This window comes from Dichelobacter nodosus (assembly GCF_001263335.1).
In the GTDB taxonomy this organism is placed as follows: domain Bacteria; phylum Pseudomonadota; class Gammaproteobacteria; order Cardiobacteriales; family Cardiobacteriaceae; genus Dichelobacter; species Dichelobacter nodosus.
Window position 1 is genome coordinate 18354 of the sequence record NZ_LGVW01000016.1, and the last position, 16440, is coordinate 34793.

Here is a 16440-nt window from a genome sequence, read left to right on the forward strand (position 1 = left end):
TTTTCCTGACAGCTTTCATTTGGTTTATCTTTATCCATTGAGCATCTCGATTTTGCGTTCGGGATTAAAATCAATTTCGGTAATACGGCGTTTACCCTGAATATTGGCAAAATGAATAGATATATCGATCGTCATATAAATCAGACGACGAATCACGTCGTAAGATAAACCTTGTCCTTCCGGTGCCGCATTAATCATCAAAGCAATCTGTTCATATGCCATTTGTGCGGAATCCGCATGGCAACTTGTGATGGAACCGCTGTGACCGTTCCCACAAGCACGAATAAAGTAAAAAGCTTCATCACCCCGTATCTCCGCTAAGATGATGCGGTCAGGTTTCATGCGCAAAGTTGCTTCTAAGCATGACTTGGCAGTCACACTGGACTCGCTCAGTCCCTTCGGATAAAGCAAATGAACTTTATTGGGGTGACTGATAAAAATCTCTCGAGCATCTTCAATCGTAATAATGCGTTCTGAATCTGGAATTAAACCCAGCATAGTTTTCATGAACGTAGTTTTACCCGAACCAGTAGCACCACTAATAACAATGTTTTTCCGGTACTCAATAGCTTTTTCAATGAATTGCCGGTATTTTCTCGCAATTAATAGATTTTTAAGCTGCTTATCGTGTTCTGTGATCTTGTGACTGATTGGAACAATTTCATCAAATAAGCCAGATTGTTGATATTGATCGAGTGTAATACTGGTTTGAGAAGGAATACGTACCGTTAAACTCGCATTTTCCGCTGCCGGTTTGCGCACTAACTGCGCACGTTCACCGTTAGGCATCGTCAACGACAACATTGGGTTATTATGATCAAACTTTTGATTTTGTCCCGCATCATTAATGAGCAACGTGCCTAATCCCTCAATTCTCATATCTGATTTATTATCAGGTACTTCGAGACGTTTCCATGTGCCATCTTGCTCATAAAAAACAACATTAGGTTCATTAATGACAATTTCGGTGACGGCTTCTTTATGCATTAATTCAGCAATCCCTAGCTCTTTAAAAGTCGCATTGATTTGTGCCACAATTTTGGGCGTAACTCTTACTTCTTGTTTATCCTGTTCGGTTATTGCGTTCATCGTTTTTCCTAAGTTTAGAATTTAGTTAGTAGGCTGAACCCGATAAATTGAAGATAAATCAATATCATCAGCTACATAAATATTGAGCATTTGCCCTTCTTTGATATAAACAATCGGCGATAAATTAATGTTTTTGTCCAGAATTTCTTTGGCAAGATCTTGAGAGGTTTTGGCAGTGCCAGAATCCACAATCACTTCTGCAGATTTGCTGTTATCAGCCGTTATTTCTAAGGCATCGCTAAATAATGAAACTAACAAAGCAGAACCAATCCGCGTCATCCAACGATTGTCTACTTCACCGGTAATACCTGATGCGCCTAATCGATCGGCAACAGGGCTATCTAATTGAATAACCACGTCATAAGGTGTAATCAAGCGATCCCAAATAATTTGTAACCGCCGATCCCCGTTTTTAACACTGCCATTGTATTCACCAGTTACCTTTGTTCCTTTTTCAATTAAAAGGACGCGAGCATTGCCGCTATAAACATCTTGATTGATGATGCAGCTGGTAAAACCACGTTGTTCACTGATAATGGTCGTTTCCAAAGTACACGGTATTTTTGTACCTTTAACTAAGCTGTAATCGATATTGCGCATCAGCTTGACTTGCCGTGTAGGCAGTGTTTCCACTGCCGTATTGCTGGTTTGCGCCGCGTTATAAGGACGGACGGCAGCACCTAAGCGCCGCGTTTTTAAGGGTGGCGCTTGTTCTGTTGATGCAGCAGCAGGTGCTTCTTCTGTTGGAGGCGTTTCATTGATCAATGGCGGTAACGGCTCTTCTGCTGGAGGTGTTATAGCAGGGGGCTCCATCGCCGGTTCTTCTGGAGGAGGCAATTTCGGTAATTCAAATTTACCGATATTTTCCGGTGCTGCGATCCATGAGCGCTGTTTTTTAGGCGCTTCTTTGTCTTGATTTAAAAAATCGAAATTGCCCGCAATAAATGTGAATGCAGCAAAAGCACCACCACCCAAAACGAGCACCGTAAACACAACAATGAACAAAATTTTTAATGGAGAAAGTTTTTTGCCGCCCGTTTGATTATTCAAATCTTGATGGTTATCCCCTTCAGAATCAGGAAGTTGGAAACTGATCGTGGCGTTACGAATTTCATCGCTCAAAATAGCACTCCTTTACCCAGATTACCGGCGAAAACGTTGCATTTTTGCGACATATCTCTCGTGTGAACCATCGGGATCGAGCACATCTTGCGCCGCCCAATAGGGACGTAAGACGTTTAATCGTTCCTCTTCATTGCTGGGATCAAAACCCCAAGCGTGTTTAATGACACGGATCTCACGGATATTTAAAGGGCGTTCGAGTTCGGGAATATCTTCGTAAATGCGATAAAAACGGCGATCATAGTTTGCAGATTCAAGACGCTGAATTAATTGAGAAAAGTCATAAATATCATATCCATATTCAAGAGATGAAACGTCAGGATCGAGAATATCGTCTCTGAGCGTAGTGTCGTTATATTCAATGTCTAAACCTTCATCAGTGGACATTCTATAGAGATGATCAGCAACGATTTTTTCCTCTTGAGTCAACGCTTGTTTATCAATCACTTTTGCATCGAGATAAGTGGATAAACAATGCCACTGTTCACTACTTAATCGTTCCGGAAAATTTGCGCCAAGAGCAATCAATTCTTCGGTAATCGGTACCGTCAGCGCATAACAATCATCAATCTCTGGAATATAGTTCAGAATGAATTGTTCATCGGGGCTAAATGCTTCTAAATTATCGATTTTGAGCGACAGATAATCGCGTAATAAAAAATAAAAATCATCAATATTTTTAGGATATTGACGCAAATAAGATAAAAATTCTGGCGAAATATAATGCACAGATAGCTTCGGCTCATCGATGAGTTCGGGTAATTGAGTGATTAAATCGCTTTCGATATCGTCTAAATAATCGCGGTCAAATACCTTAAAACGTAACGTTTCAACAACAAATTGATATTCTTCCGCACTCAATGCGTCCCGTTGCTGATGAAGTTTGCTGATCAAAGTTTGATAGTCGTGTGTCATGATGATTCCTTTATCATTAACTCATTAACGTTGATATTCAGATGCTGCTTTTGCCGGATTATGGTTTACAACCCGTTGTTTCTTCACGGCTTTAGTAAAAGCCTGTTCAATCTGCACGGAGTGAGTGATTCCCTTGAAATAACGTTCATCGAGTTGATAACCTCTTTCGGCAAGCGCTTTTTTTATATGAGGCAATCGCTTGAGATCGCCGTCGATAGCGCGATAAGCCAATTTGCCTACCTCGCGATCGGCGGTGGGAAGTATGATTGGGAGCAATGAGTGATTCAACGATGCTGTTTTTTCTGCTGCAGCTTCAGCGTGAGCTTCGGTTTTGATGGTTTTCGTTACATTTGCCGCAATGCTCAATTGTTGTGCAAATTGTTTTTGCGCTTGTTCTATTCCTTTTAAAACGAAAACATCATTCCAATCCGTATTTTTCCCATCAATCGCTTGCGGAATAACGATCTTAAAATCAGCAAAATCAGCTTGAACACGTTGAGCAGCTTCCACGCCGGTATTTCTCATCATGTTTTGTTCCGTGGTGTAATCGTTATCTGCGGCAATGATTTTGGTTGCTTGTGGATAAATTTCGGATAATGTTTTGGCAACGGCTGATAAATTTCCGGCATCGATGGCAGCAACGGCAAGCACTCGTTCATTTTGAGGCGCCATTTTTGAATAAATTTGATATGCCGCTTCTGCAGTTGCTACGCCTTCAGATAAAATAATGTGGGTTGGATTATCGCGTGCCGAGCGGCTGCCGATCGGGAAATAAGCGCCGGTTTTCTGCGCCTGTTTCATCAATCTTTTATTGTCTTTTTCCGTGGGTAAAATGACTTGTAAGGAAACTAAGCTAAATCTACGTTCTTCCTTTTTAACATCTTTAAAAGCACCAACAGCTTCACCGTTGATTAAAGGAATAACAATCGCTCCATTGCTTAATCGCTTGATACCGTGGATTGATGTTATTTGCTTATGGCGCAAATAGGGTTCATCACCACGGGCATTTTCTAAACTTTTATATAAAGCCAGAGCAACGCGTCCGCGCTCTTTTTGAATATCAGCTCTGACTTCTTGCGAGATTTTGTGCTCAATGTCACAATTTAATGCACTAGAAATTTGAATTGATCTTGGGATTTTTTTGCCAACAACTCGATCAGACCAATTAATGCTTTCACCGGTTGATAAATTTTTAGCAATACCGCCAATGCTGCCGTCAGCGTTTTGAAATAATTTGTAAGCACCGTCTTTATTTTGTGCGCCTCGATCTTGCAAAGGTACCCGATGCCATTTACCCGTCTCTGTCTGCATGCCTGCTGTGTGCAATCCGATGGTTGCAGCAGCGGCTTTGAAATCATCAAAAGTTTTACCGCCATAATTATCGCCTATAGCGTCTGCTGCTGATTTTAGATATTGCTTTAACGCGGGTTGCGCCGCAATGTTTTGTGCATACCAACAACGATTACTTTGATCCCACTGCGCGCCTAATTTTTTAGCGTCCTGTCGTTCTTCCCATTCAACCGCAAGATAAGTTCGATTTGATGTCGCTATGCGCTCTGTCACGATAGCTTGTTCGTCGGTTTCGGCATAGAACGCTTGCCAAAACTGTTGTGTAATTTTTTGTTCCGGACTTTGCTCCGGACTTTGCTCCGGATTTTGTTCCGGATTTTGTTCCGGATTTTGTTCCGGATTTTGTTCCGGATTTTGTTCCGGATTTTGTTCCGGATTTTGTTCCGGATTTTGTTCCGGATTTTGTTCCGGATTTTGTTCCGGATTTTGTTCCGGATTTTGTTCAATGTTTTGTTGACGCAAAGGGGCATCAAGATAGTTTTTTGCTGATACAGCGTTTTTAAACCCTTCACGCAACGCTTCTTCCAGTTCTTGTCCCGTTCTTTGTGCCCAATGCTGTAAATAGGCTTGTGACTGGTTCGGCTCAAAAGGCAAACCATGTTCTAAAGACAACATATAAGAGGATAATTCGGCAACCAGTTCTTCTTTGGCGTATTCGTGAGAACCAAAACGATTTGTTAAATCACGATTTAGGCGGTTTTCGTGCCCCGTCCAGTGCGCCATTTCATGTAATACGGTACTGTAATAACTGGCATCATCTTTGAAATGACCTTTATCAGGCATATAGATAGTATCGTTGCTTGGACGATAGGCAGGCTCACCTTGTTGTATATTAGGTTTGTGGTGATCGAGCAATTGCGCAAAAGCCGCTAAATCCGGTTGTATTTCTCTGGTTTCGGCAATTTCCGAACGGGTCATCGTCGGTAAATTCGTTTGTGCGATGTTGAATACCGTCGAATATTTAATGATATTTCGTTTTTTTTCTTGATTCGTTTCTGGATCGAGTTCAATGCGTTGGCTAAAGTACAAAATTCCCGTACCGTGTTCGCCTTTATGAATTCGTCCCTCCATACGATTGATTTGACAAGCTGTTGCCCAACGCGGATCTTCATAGCCATTCTGTTGTGCTTTTAAAGCCAAACGAACCGCATTTCTACCACTGTAAAAACGACCGGTTTCAGCATTAAAAGGGGCAGACATTTCCCCACTTGTCCATGATTTTTGCCACGGCGCTTCATTGGCTTTAACCGCATCAATGACTTCCACAATAAACGCATCACTAAAACGTTGTTCTGCGGATAAGCGTTCTGATTTATGATTTTTTGTGGGTTGTTGTTGGGAATGATTGCTGATATCGGCTTGAGAATGAGTACTCAATGCCGAACGATTTTCTACGTGCTTAGAATGAATTGAATATTTTTCGGTATAAAGCTTGACAAGTGTTTCAGGTTTCAGTAGAGTTTCCATGAAAGCCTTGCTAGGCACTACTCCCACGGGAGGACGAACGTCTTCCAAAATGTGGGGAAGCGTGCCGATAGTGAGGCTTTTTTCTTGGTTGTAATAAACAAGATTTTGCCATCTCACCCTGCTTAAATCTCTATGATTGGATTCATTAAAAGGGTGGTTATTTAACCAATTTTCTAAATTATCATTGCCATAGGCGCTTGGCATATCATTAAATATGAATCTGCCATTTCTTTTTTCTAAGTGAATGGGGCAAACGATGGGATCGTGGTGGGCTTTTGTTGCGATAGACGTTAAAACAACCAGATCTTTGCCGTTATCCGCTTTTAAAACCGCAACGGGATCATAAATTTCTTTTAGCAGTGATTGAATCTCATCGAGTTCAAGAGAATGTGCTTTATCTTGTTTACCTGAAACAAATCCTTGCATTTTTTTCAAGGTATAACGATCCAGTTGCAGCGGCAAATCGTGCACAGACAATCCGAATTGCCCATCAAGCGCCAATAATGCCGGCGGCATTGGAGTGATTACGGGCTTGGGATAACTGATGCGCGTTGCGTTTAAATGCGCTACATCATGATTAAATGCTTCCTGCACATCAGCAGGCACCATAAAGATATGAGACCGAATATCTGAACTCATGATCTTAATCCTTTAAAAATCATTGGAGTTACTAAATACGTTTTGTGCTTGACACTGTCTTTATCCTTGAGTACAGTTTTTCTCAAAGCCTTACTAGGCACTGCTCCCACGGGAAGAGGAACCGCTTCCAAGATGTGGGGAAGCGTGCTGACCGTAAGGTTTTTTTCTTGGTTCATCACTCAAATCCTTCCGTCGCGTTTTCTGCCGCGGGCGTTTGAGATTCGGAAAATATTTGGGCGCGTTCGAGCTGTTCTTTTTTGGCTTCAGAATTAAAATTAAATTGATGAGGAGCATCACCAGCAATGCTGCGTACGGTGTGAGGCACCGTTGTTTTTGTACGATTTTCTTTGCGTCCCCCTTGATGATTGCGTCGGATTTCAACTGCTTCATCGCCTAATCGAATGATCAAATGGGCATAAACACCGTGCACAATCAGCAAACCGTTCTTTTCTGTATGTTGATTGACGAGTGCTGTTTTGCCGTCGGCTTGTAATTCATAAACCACGCCGCGTTTACTGGTTGGAGCAAAATTGATAAAAGTCAGTACGCCGTTATCCCACATGCGCTGCGGAATAATATCTTGTGCATGTGCGGTTGCCCGATAATCGTAACGTGTATAAATATAAGTTGACGGGGGCGCGATATCACGATGACGCAATTCTTGTGATTGCTCTTTAGCTTTTACTGCTGCCATGCTTTTACTGTCGTGATAACGAATCCGTAGTGAATAATTTGCAGCCGAACGATTCGGATCTTTTTCCCAATCATCATTGCCGCTGGTGATCGTAAAAACATAATGACGTTTATTAGTGTGCACTAATAAATTTGTTTGCGGTTGCTCATCTTTAGCTTTAAAAACCAAGATATGCTCTAATGCGACCGCAGAATCCCACGCGGCATCAAACCCGAACGTGTAATAAGCAATTTCTTCATCTTCTTCAAAGATAATTTCCGAAGCAATTCCGGCGGCGGTTACGATATTCGGAATACGATCAGGGTGATAGTCTAAGTAACGAATCCCCGCAGTTTGAGCTTGCAAATTAGCTGCTGTTACCGCAATGATGCATAAAAAGATTTTGTTCATTGCATGCTTCCTGAAGACATATCAGGAGTAAAGCGGTAACTTGTTACTGTAAAACCGAACGGATTAGTGTTTCGCGCTTTTTCGTCCATTTCGACATCGGCATCGTATCCGAATGTGATGATCACTGTTCCCGTTTCGCGACTTAGATTTTGATTGCCTTCACGAATGACTTTTTCAATTCGTGCGCGCATCGTGATCCCGTTTTCCGTGTCTTTAAACGGCGTTGTAATAGCTTCTTGAGTGATCGAATGCACGGTAACGTCAAGATTGCGTCCAGTTCCTAGTTGCTTTTCAATCGAGATCGGCGGTTCAAATTTCTGTTTATACTCATTAAATACTTGCTCAGTTGAATAAAGCGCAACTGTTGCATAAGCATCGCGTATAGCATAAAAGTTGTAGCTATCATGCGCTACAATGTACTGATTCGTAAAAAATTTATTTAACGCTTCCGCGCCCGTTATTCCTTTAATATTGCCGGTTTCAAAATCGGTTAATGCTGTAACTTCTGATGGCATGCCTGTATTTTTATCAACTACAAGCACTTTAACTTCTGTACGTTTTAGCGGCGCTAAACGTAAAATCGTAAGCGTTAACAAAACGGCAACTAACGTCATCACAGCAAAAGCGCACCATGCTATTTTGCGCGATTTGATGTTTTCTTCATCTAATCTTTGTTCAAAATATTTAGTCATTTTTCAGCTCGTTTATTGCGTATCTTGAATTTTTTTTGCTTCTTTAATCGTGAAATGCTCGGGATTAATCGGGCGCCAATCGCCCTCCGGAAAAACCGTACTTTCGTAAGTTTTATGTGCCGAACAGGCAGTGAGTAAACTGATGAGTAGCAGTAAAAAATAATGTGACTTCATGTTTAACCATTCTCAATTGAAGTTCGTTTTAAGAATCCATCGATCATGTGTTTTCCCGCGCGTTTTCCCACGTTCATTGCTTTTGTTGCAGAACCCGCTACTGTTGAACCCGCAAGCTGTCCAGTCTTGTAACCCATAGCCGCAAGGGCAGCTGAAGTACCATCAGCGATATTTCCCGCACCGAATAAACCGCTAGCAATATCGCCAACACGTTGAATGATGATTGCAAAGACGTAGCACAAAATAAAAACAGAAAAAACAGAAGACCACGTCACATATTCTTTGCTTTCGTTTGTTTCTATGATTTTGTTAAAAATCTCCATGAGCGCCGAAACAGTGATAGCAATCAACGGATAAGAAAAACAATAGCCCAAAGTCATATTGAGCCATGATGAAAACCACCCCCGCAGCTTTTCAAAAGCAGCAAAAAAGACGAAAAGCGGTCCGACGCCCAGACAGAGCTTGAAAAAAACTTGGTTCATCATGACAGTGATAAATACCGAAAGACTTAATATGAAAAATCCGATCGCAATCACTGTCAGTTTGATGAAATTAATAATTGGCTCGAAAATATTATTTTTGATGTCAACCGTATTTGAAGCGTTTGTGACAGCATCATCAACGTATGCCATCGCGATCGCAACAAATCGAAATGCAGACTTTTCACCGTGTTGCTTGACTAATTCAACATTATTTTGTTTATCTTTTTTGGCGTTTTGCAATATCTCAAACGATAAAGAAAGTTCATTAAAGCTGCTATCTAATTTAGAAAATATCGAGAAATTTTCTCTCAATACATCTTTAACAATACCTCGATTGGTTTCATCTAGTGTATTGCTGACCATCGCAACATAATTTCCGTGACCAACGACCAATAAAATAATGATGATTTTGATGAAAAAATCTTTGAGCAAAGGCATAACCGGATCGCCAACGACTCCGGATAGAATTAAAATTACGCGGTAAGTAAACCAAACACTGACAAATGAAGCTGCTAAGATGCTCACGCCGCCGGAAAAAATAGAAATCGGAGTTGATACGAAAAACTGTATTAACTCCAAGATCTGCTTTTCTGTATCAACAAATATAGTGAACATATTTATTTGAACAATTTTTTAACATCGATGAGCTCTGGATCTTTTTTCGGCGCATTGATGATTTTCCATCGATTCTCTATTTCTCGTTCACGTTTTTGTTCTGCAAAGATGCGCGCTTGTGCTTTTTGCAATTTTTCAAAATTATCTGCTTGCAGTTTAAGTACAGACAAACTATTCGTCTCTAACGCAATTTGCGTTTGTAATTCAGACATAGATTTCATATCTTTTGCTTGTTTAGCACGTTCACTTAAGTGAGTGATCGTGTTCATTTTGCTCATCAATTGATTATTTAATTTCTCAGCATAATCAATCTGAGCAATGGCACTTAAACTGACTTGTTCACACATCGATTTGTTTTTCGCATCAGCACATGACGTGGGCAGACTATCAAAATAAGATTTTGCTTTAGCAGTTAGCCCCGATGTATTGCCTTTCAATAAGTCATCAAAGGTTTGTGTTAGCGCAGGATCAACACCGCCCATGCGTAAAAGTTCGCTAAAGCCTTTGCTACCTGTTAACGCTTTAACATTAGCTTTCATCTGCTCGAGCTGTGCTTTGGCTTCCAACAATTGTTTAGCAATTTCTGCCATATGCGCCACATGATTTGCCGCGTCTTGAGCAATAGCCGAAGCGTCAATTGTGGGAATACCGCCCGCAAAACTGTGATTTATGACCAAAGCTAGAGATAAAACGCCCGTTTTTAAGTACTTACTCATGATTAATTTCCTATTTGATTGATAATTTGGTCTTTTTTGTTTGCTAATGCGACGTAGTATTGATTTAACCAGTCGTCGCCATATTCTTGAATCAATGAATCTGCTAATGCTGATTTACTCGCCGATCCACTCATCACTTCTACTTCTTTAATGCCGGATAAAGACAATTTGCAATGTGCTGTTGCTGCTTGATGTTTGACTAAAAACTCACGCGAGTGTTTACCTAAATTCTTAATTAACTCAAACTCTTCCTCTTCTAAACCGAGGTGTTCAACATAGACATCGCGCGTGGCTCGAGGATTAGGTAAAAAGATGTGAGTAGCGATTTGTTCGAGAAAAGCATGCGATAAGCCGAGATAAGCATCGGCAGGTGATTGCGAAGCAAAAACCAGCAAACCGCGCTCTTTACGAATCGTGCGTTGTTTATCTTCTAAATACGCTTGAAACATCGGATCTTTTAACGGTTTCCATGCTTCATCTAACGTAATAATCAACGGAGTACCGTCAAGCATTTCTTGAATGCGATGAAAGAGATACATCAGAATCGGTGTTCTGATTTCTTCATTATCTAAAAATTGCGTGTAATCAATGCCTAAAATGTGCTCATTGGTACTGAAATTATCTTCACGATTATTAAAGACCCATGCGTATTGCCCGCATGTCCATTTTTTGAGTCGCGATTGAATTGAGTCATCGCCGGAGGGCAAGAGATTTGCAAATGCTTCAATATCCATGAGTGACTGATCAGACGATGACATCACTTGCATGATTGCAGATTCGATCTGTGTATCTTGTTCAGCTGTAATCGGGTTTTGATCGCTATGCAACATTGATTTGATTAGTTGAGCGATAAAAGTGCGATTCGTTGCCGTATTTTTTAAATGAAAAGGATTAAATCCAGTGGGCTCACCTAATTTGATCTGACTGTATTTACCGCCCATTGCCCGCACAAAAACAGATGATCCCAAATCTTTATCAAACATCACAATTTTAGGTGGGTGAGCATAACGTTGTGATTGAGCTAGTAAAAATGAAACTAATACAGTTTTACCCGTACCGGTTGCACCTGAAATGAAAGTATTACCCGCAATATCTTTGCCGGTTGAATCGCCTTTTTCTGGATCATGAAAATTGAAGTAATACACTTCTTCATTGTGAGTTCGCAGCATAGCGACAGCTGCACCCCATGCGTTGCCAAGGCGTTTTCCGTGATTTTGTTTTTGAAACGGCATCATCTGTGCGCAATTTGCCGAACTAAGTTTTGCTTTGCGGGGTTGTAAGGCAATGTTTGCAGGTATTTGCGCAAAATAACTGTCAACTTTAGCAATTTTGTTGACACTCGCACGAAATCCAGCACTTGATAAAATCGCATCGGCTTCAGAAAGTTTTCTTTTGAGTTTTTCGGGCGAATCATCAATTAACATCACTGACCAATAGAAATCGCCGAGTAAAAATTGATCAGCAGATACTGCTTGATTAGCTTCATATAAATCTTTTAAGTCAGTTTCACTACCAGAATCGGTATTTTGCAAGCGGTTATACTCACGTGTTAGCCAATCTCGCGCTTCGGCTTTATCAATCGGCGCAAACGTTTGCGTTACTGTCATCTGCCACGGCATCTCTAAAAATTTTTGTAACATGCCTGTGCTGGTTTCTTCCGGATATTCTGCAAAAGTCATGATGACGCCGTAGCGCGTGATGCCATTATTTTCGATTTTGATATATTCGTTATTGCCGATGCTGATCGTTGCCGTTGGTAAATATTCACTAATTTGTGCGCGTTGCACGGGCACCGCATTTTGATTTAAATTACATAAATAATTGAGAAAACGGAGTTGTTCGCTAAACAGTACGCCGTCTTTTTCGTAACAACTTAAGAGTTCAATGTCATAGTCATCAAAATAGCTAAGTACTGCTTCTTTGATGTTATTGAGGGTTTCTTCAGCTTGTTTTGCCAGCGCTATAATTTCTGCACGCGTAGATTTAAATGCTGAAAAGCCACCGATACGTACGTACGGTCGGTAAATTACACTGATATAATAATCAGTAGCGATAATCGGTTGTTCATAAATAATTTTTTGCTCATAAGCGTGATTAAATGCGGCGGCAAAACTATCAGTAGCAAAAGCTGAAGGTAATGATGCGCCGCTGCCCGCGCGGATACAGTGTGTTTGTAGGTATAGGTTGTAGCGATACGGTGCGCGTAATTGCCCAATAAAATTGTTGATTTGAATGACTCGTGCATCGATGATTTCTTGCGCTTGTCCGATGTAATTGATGCCTTTCAATCGAAAATTCATCATGTACGATCCGCCTTGAATTTTAATGATTTCAGGCGTAATCAAAGATGAATAAGGAATATAGTCACTGATGGCGCGCAAAGGTTTACTCATTGACGCTCTCCTGTTTTATCGCACGTGGTGGAATGACTTTGACGCTATGAATTCCTGTCCCGATAGCGTTACGAATTAATAATGAAGATTGCCGCAATTCGATAAATAACATGCTTAGATACTGATCATCGCGTTTCGTTAAATCGCGCATTATCATTGTGATAAACACAACGGGAATTGCTAACAGTAGCGTCCACAGTTTGCAAAACGGATAAATCATGAAAGCAAGCAGTAAAAACGGTGCAATGACTTTCACTAAAACTTCCGTAGGCACGCCAAACATCATCGGCGGACGCGTAGCGCCGCGGAACAGCGGCGCAGTCAGCTTTTCACTCATTTATGCATTAGGAATGAGTTTGACTAAATCTGGCAAAGCAATGAGCAATGCAGCAGCAATGATCCAGTTCATCATATCTTGCAATCTTTTTGAGCCCGTCCAGATCTGGATTACGATCCAAATCCCAGCGCCTAGCGCGATCGGATAACAAAGTATTCTTAAACCGCCAACGATGCTGTCAGCAATACCTCTCGTTTTTTGTGCCCATTCCTGCGCATGTGCTGGATCTGCAATTAGCAACAGAGTAATGAATAACATGCAAAGCCAGAAATAACGGTTTTCATAGATTGAATATTGAATTTTTTTCATATAAAACATAGATTTTCCTTGTCATTAATCGGTTAAAACAGATAAGGGCGAACTCAATCGCCGTTGGCGTAATGTTGGTTTTGTTTCTTGAATGAATTGACCTCCTTCTTTTTGATTTTGATGAGGAATTAGTCGGATTGGCGTATCATTTGAACGCTGTGTTGTCGGTAGATTCAGATTTTTTAGGATTGGTAATGTCATATTTTTTAAAACATTATTGACATAGCCGTGATGAAAACCGGTTTGATCATTACCGGCGTAATAACAGCTGTAGGCTTTCTCCCAACTTTTGTACCGTTCATAACATGACTTTAGGATTCTGCTGCCAACGTTTAAGTTTGTGCAGAGTTCAAACATGTTGTTGATATTTAAACCATAATTTGAAAAATTAACTTGATTAACTTGTGCAACACCCACCGAATAATTCATTTTGTCTTTTGCTAATTGCGCAACTAGTTTTTTAGCTTCATTTTGAGAAGTGGGTTGGCGCGATAAGTTATGCCCGACAACGCCGACAGCAAACGGGTTTGCTTGACTTTCTGTGCGTACGATCGCACTCATGTGTTCTGGTGGAACAACAATTGGACAGGCAAGTAATTCAAACATGTTTCTTAAAAGTAAATTTTAGATTGGATTTAGTGCCGAAATATACAATTTTAAATTGTCGTGTCAAGTTGATTTTGTAGTTCTTTTTTGGGATTTTCGTGGAATGTCCTAAAATACGGTCATAGTCGATATGTAGTATGAAAAATGAATAAACTAGATAAAGAAGGATTTATTCTTCGCTTGAGTGAGTCATTTAAAAAGAAGGGGATAAATCCAAAAAAACATGGTTTTTTTAGAGATCTGTCTCTTAAATATGAAGTCAGTAAACAAACACCAAATGACTGGTTCGCCTTAGATAAGGGTTATCCGAAATTAGAAAGTCTTGTTATGCTTGCCAATGATCTTGATGTATCAGTAGATTATCTTTTATTTGGAACTCGATCAGATGAAGCGATTATGGTGCCCGTGTTATCACCAAAAAGCGTAGTCAGCAGGGTACATTGCAAAGAAAGTGTACCCGTTGATGATTGGATTCCTGCAATGTTTAGCCTTAAGAATGGATTTGCTATTGTTTTGCAAGATGACAGTATGCTTTCAGCGGTCGGACGATCCTTTTTTCAGGGAGAAATTATTGTTTTTGATGAGCAAAGAAAATCCCCTAAAAATGGGGATTTAGTTTTTGCAATAGTTAATAACGATAATGGTATATTCGCTAAGTATATAAATCAAATCGGGAAAGAATACCTTTCTCTGCTGAACAATCGATATGAAAATATTGTGGAACCGTTCGAAGTTATTGGAATTTTTTCTTACTCAATTCGTAGATTGACATACTCCCACCACCAAACCTAGCAGTTATGGTGGGGGAATCTTTGCGACCCATAGCAACCTAAGTTACTACCTTTTGCCATGCCACTATCGCTGAATAGTATCGGCATGGGGGAACTCTTTACACAGTAGCAAGCCCTGCTACATCAGCTAACGCCTGTTGACGTATATTGCTTGCAGCATTGGTATCACGGTCATGGTGTGTTTGACAGCTAGGACACGTCCAATTTCTCACAGATAATGGCAAATTATCTAGCTTGTAATGACAATGCGAACAAATTTTACTACTGGCAAAGAACCGATTTACTTTTAGAATGTTTTTACCATACCAAGTTGCTTTGTAAGTAAGTAAGGTAACAAATTGCCCCCAACCTACATCATTAATTGCTTTGGCAAGTTTTCGATTTTTTACCATGTTTTTCACCGCTAAATCTTCAAGTGCATAGCTTGTCGCTTGGTTTTCACAGATAAGGTTATGCGTGATTTTGTGGTGTAAGTCTGGGCGTTGCTGTCGTACTTTTTCGTGAATACGAGCAACGGCTAATTTTTGTTTTTGATAGTTTTTACTTTGTTTTTGTTTGCGAGCAAAGATTTTTTGCTGTACCGCCAGTCGTTTACTGGCGTTGGCTAAATACTTTGGATTATCAAACTTGCTACCGTCTGATAGATTGAGTAAGTGATTGATACCTAAATCAATACCCACAGTCAAATTTGGCTCAACGGTGGTTGGTGTTGGCAATATATCGGAGTTTTCAATCAATACGCTTGCATAGTATTTGCCTGTAGCGGTTTTGCTAATCGTAACCGTTTTGATATTGCCAACAAATTCACGGCTAAATACGGTTTTAATGCCTTTGATTTTGGGTAGATTGATAATGCCTTGTTCAAAGCTTACGGTACAATGTTGGGGGCATTGGTAGCTACGCCCTAGGATTTTTTTAGATTTGAACCGTGGAAACTTGGTACGACCTTTGAAGAAATTGGTAAAGGCGGTATAGACATTTAGCAAGGCATTAAGTAACGATTGGCTATTGACTTCGTTTAGCCATGCAAACTTGCCTGTTTTCTTTTTCTTAACTAACTGACTTTGGATTTGGGTACGAGATAACGACTTGCCAAACATGGCATAGTAGCGTTTTTGCAATGCCAACGCCCAGTTGAACACAAACCGACTACAGCCAAAATGCTTTTCGATTAGCAAGGCTTGTTCGCTGTTTGGATAAATTCTGTATTTGTAGGCTTTGAGCATGGCTTGTTAAGTGTTAGTCACAAAATACCGCAGAAAATGCTTTACCTCAATTATGCTCGATAGGCTAAAAGAAATCGTAACCGACCTTTGCCAAAAATGGGAAGTTGAGCTGTTAGAGTTCAACGGATAAGGCGACCATGTGCATTTACTGCTTGATATGTACCCTAATATTAGGCCAATTTAAGCGCGATATAAAACGGAACTATTTACTTTTGGCTACTCAAGAATGGGCTGAAGTGTTGCATTTTCTGGTTAGCAATTCTTATCAAATCATAAAATTAAACAGCCCTCGAAATGAGGACTGTTTAATTTAATTGATGTTATTTACCGAATTTTTTGAGCGTTTCTTCATTACTTCTTTTAATATATTCTTTGGTAATTTCTTCTTTTAAGCGGTCAAGCTTTTTGCAAAATGATTTTTCATCATTGCCTA

The 16440-nt window shown here is 40.3% G+C and carries 16 protein-coding genes and 1 pseudogene; 2 read left to right on the forward strand and 15 right to left on the reverse strand.

What is annotated here, in order from left to right; translation table 11 throughout:
- Nucleotides 1-30: 30 nt before the first annotated feature.
- The 14 genes from virB11 to AKG33_RS03655 form a co-directional block, all read right to left on the reverse strand.
- Entirely contained in the window at nt 31-1089 is a 1059-nt protein-coding gene (gene virB11, locus AKG33_RS03595; RefSeq protein ID WP_050707959.1) for a P-type DNA transfer ATPase VirB11, read from the reverse strand.
- Nucleotides 1090-1110: 21 nt separating this feature from the next.
- Nucleotides 1111-2211: a TrbI/VirB10 family protein gene (locus AKG33_RS03600; RefSeq protein WP_050707960.1), complete on the reverse strand. Its 1101-nt coding sequence runs from the start codon at nt 2209-2211 to the stop codon at nt 1111-1113.
- A 21-nt stretch (nt 2212-2232) separates the two neighbouring features.
- Nucleotides 2233-3126, reverse strand: a complete 894-nt coding sequence (locus tag AKG33_RS03605; RefSeq protein ID WP_050707961.1) for a hypothetical protein — start codon at nt 3124-3126, stop codon at nt 2233-2235.
- 24 nt (nt 3127-3150) lie between these two features.
- Entirely contained in the window at nt 3151-6582 is a 3432-nt protein-coding gene (locus AKG33_RS03610) for a zincin-like metallopeptidase domain-containing protein (protein WP_050707962.1), read from the reverse strand.
- A complete protein-coding gene (locus tag AKG33_RS03615; RefSeq protein WP_050707963.1) occupies nt 6579-6758 on the reverse strand; it encodes a hypothetical protein in 180 nt (59 codons plus the stop codon). The genes AKG33_RS03610 and AKG33_RS03615 overlap by 4 nt, the downstream gene beginning before the upstream one ends.
- Nucleotides 6758-7666 carry a TrbG/VirB9 family P-type conjugative transfer protein gene (locus AKG33_RS03620; protein ID WP_050707964.1) on the reverse strand — a complete coding sequence of 303 codons (909 nt, stop codon included), beginning with the start codon at nt 7664-7666 and terminating at the stop codon, nt 6758-6760. Before AKG33_RS03620 ends, AKG33_RS03615 begins: the two co-directional genes overlap by 1 nt.
- Nucleotides 7663-8358, reverse strand: a complete 696-nt coding sequence (locus AKG33_RS03625) for a virB8 family protein (protein WP_050707965.1) — start codon at nt 8356-8358, stop codon at nt 7663-7665. Before AKG33_RS03625 ends, AKG33_RS03620 begins: the two co-directional genes overlap by 4 nt.
- A 12-nt stretch (nt 8359-8370) precedes the next feature.
- A complete protein-coding gene (locus tag AKG33_RS07370; RefSeq protein WP_161802462.1) occupies nt 8371-8532 on the reverse strand; it encodes a hypothetical protein in 162 nt (53 codons plus the stop codon).
- A gap of 2 nt (nt 8533-8534) precedes the next feature.
- A complete protein-coding gene (locus AKG33_RS03630; protein ID WP_161802463.1) occupies nt 8535-9539 on the reverse strand; it encodes a type IV secretion system protein in 1005 nt (334 codons plus the stop codon).
- Between the two features lie 92 nt (nt 9540-9631).
- Nucleotides 9632-10345, reverse strand: coding sequence for a type IV secretion system protein (locus tag AKG33_RS03635; protein WP_050707967.1), 714 nt, complete (start codon nt 10343-10345; stop codon nt 9632-9634).
- Between the two features lie 2 nt (nt 10346-10347).
- The gene (locus AKG33_RS03640) at nt 10348-12738 is read right to left on the reverse strand and encodes a VirB4 family type IV secretion/conjugal transfer ATPase (RefSeq protein WP_050707968.1); all 2391 of its coding nucleotides are present in this window, start codon (nt 12736-12738) and stop codon (nt 10348-10350) included.
- Nucleotides 12731-13075 (reverse strand): VirB3 family type IV secretion system protein, encoded by a 345-nt coding sequence (locus tag AKG33_RS03645; protein ID WP_050707969.1) that lies wholly within the window; start codon nt 13073-13075, stop codon nt 12731-12733. Before AKG33_RS03645 ends, AKG33_RS03640 begins: the two co-directional genes overlap by 8 nt.
- Nucleotides 13076-13393, reverse strand: coding sequence for a TrbC/VirB2 family protein (locus AKG33_RS03650; RefSeq protein ID WP_050707970.1), 318 nt, complete (start codon nt 13391-13393; stop codon nt 13076-13078).
- Between the two features lie 15 nt (nt 13394-13408).
- Nucleotides 13409-13990: a lytic transglycosylase domain-containing protein gene (locus AKG33_RS03655; protein WP_050707971.1), complete on the reverse strand. Its 582-nt coding sequence runs from the start codon at nt 13988-13990 to the stop codon at nt 13409-13411.
- 144 nt (nt 13991-14134) lie between these two features.
- Between AKG33_RS03655 and AKG33_RS03660 the strand changes: the two genes are divergently transcribed.
- Entirely contained in the window at nt 14135-14782 is a 648-nt protein-coding gene (locus AKG33_RS03660; protein ID WP_050707972.1) for a LexA family protein, read from the forward strand.
- A gap of 97 nt (nt 14783-14879) precedes the next feature.
- On the opposite strand, the gene AKG33_RS03665 is transcribed toward AKG33_RS03660, so the two are convergent.
- Nucleotides 14880-16007 carry an RNA-guided endonuclease TnpB family protein gene (locus tag AKG33_RS03665; protein WP_050707973.1) on the reverse strand — a complete coding sequence of 376 codons (1128 nt, stop codon included), beginning with the start codon at nt 16005-16007 and terminating at the stop codon, nt 14880-14882.
- Between the two features lie 10 nt (nt 16008-16017).
- On the opposite strand from AKG33_RS03665, the pseudogene AKG33_RS07175 reads away from it, so the two are divergent.
- Nucleotides 16018-16134 (forward strand): annotated as a pseudogene (locus AKG33_RS07175) (transposase); the annotation flags it as partial.
- Nucleotides 16135-16440 lie beyond the last annotated feature (306 nt).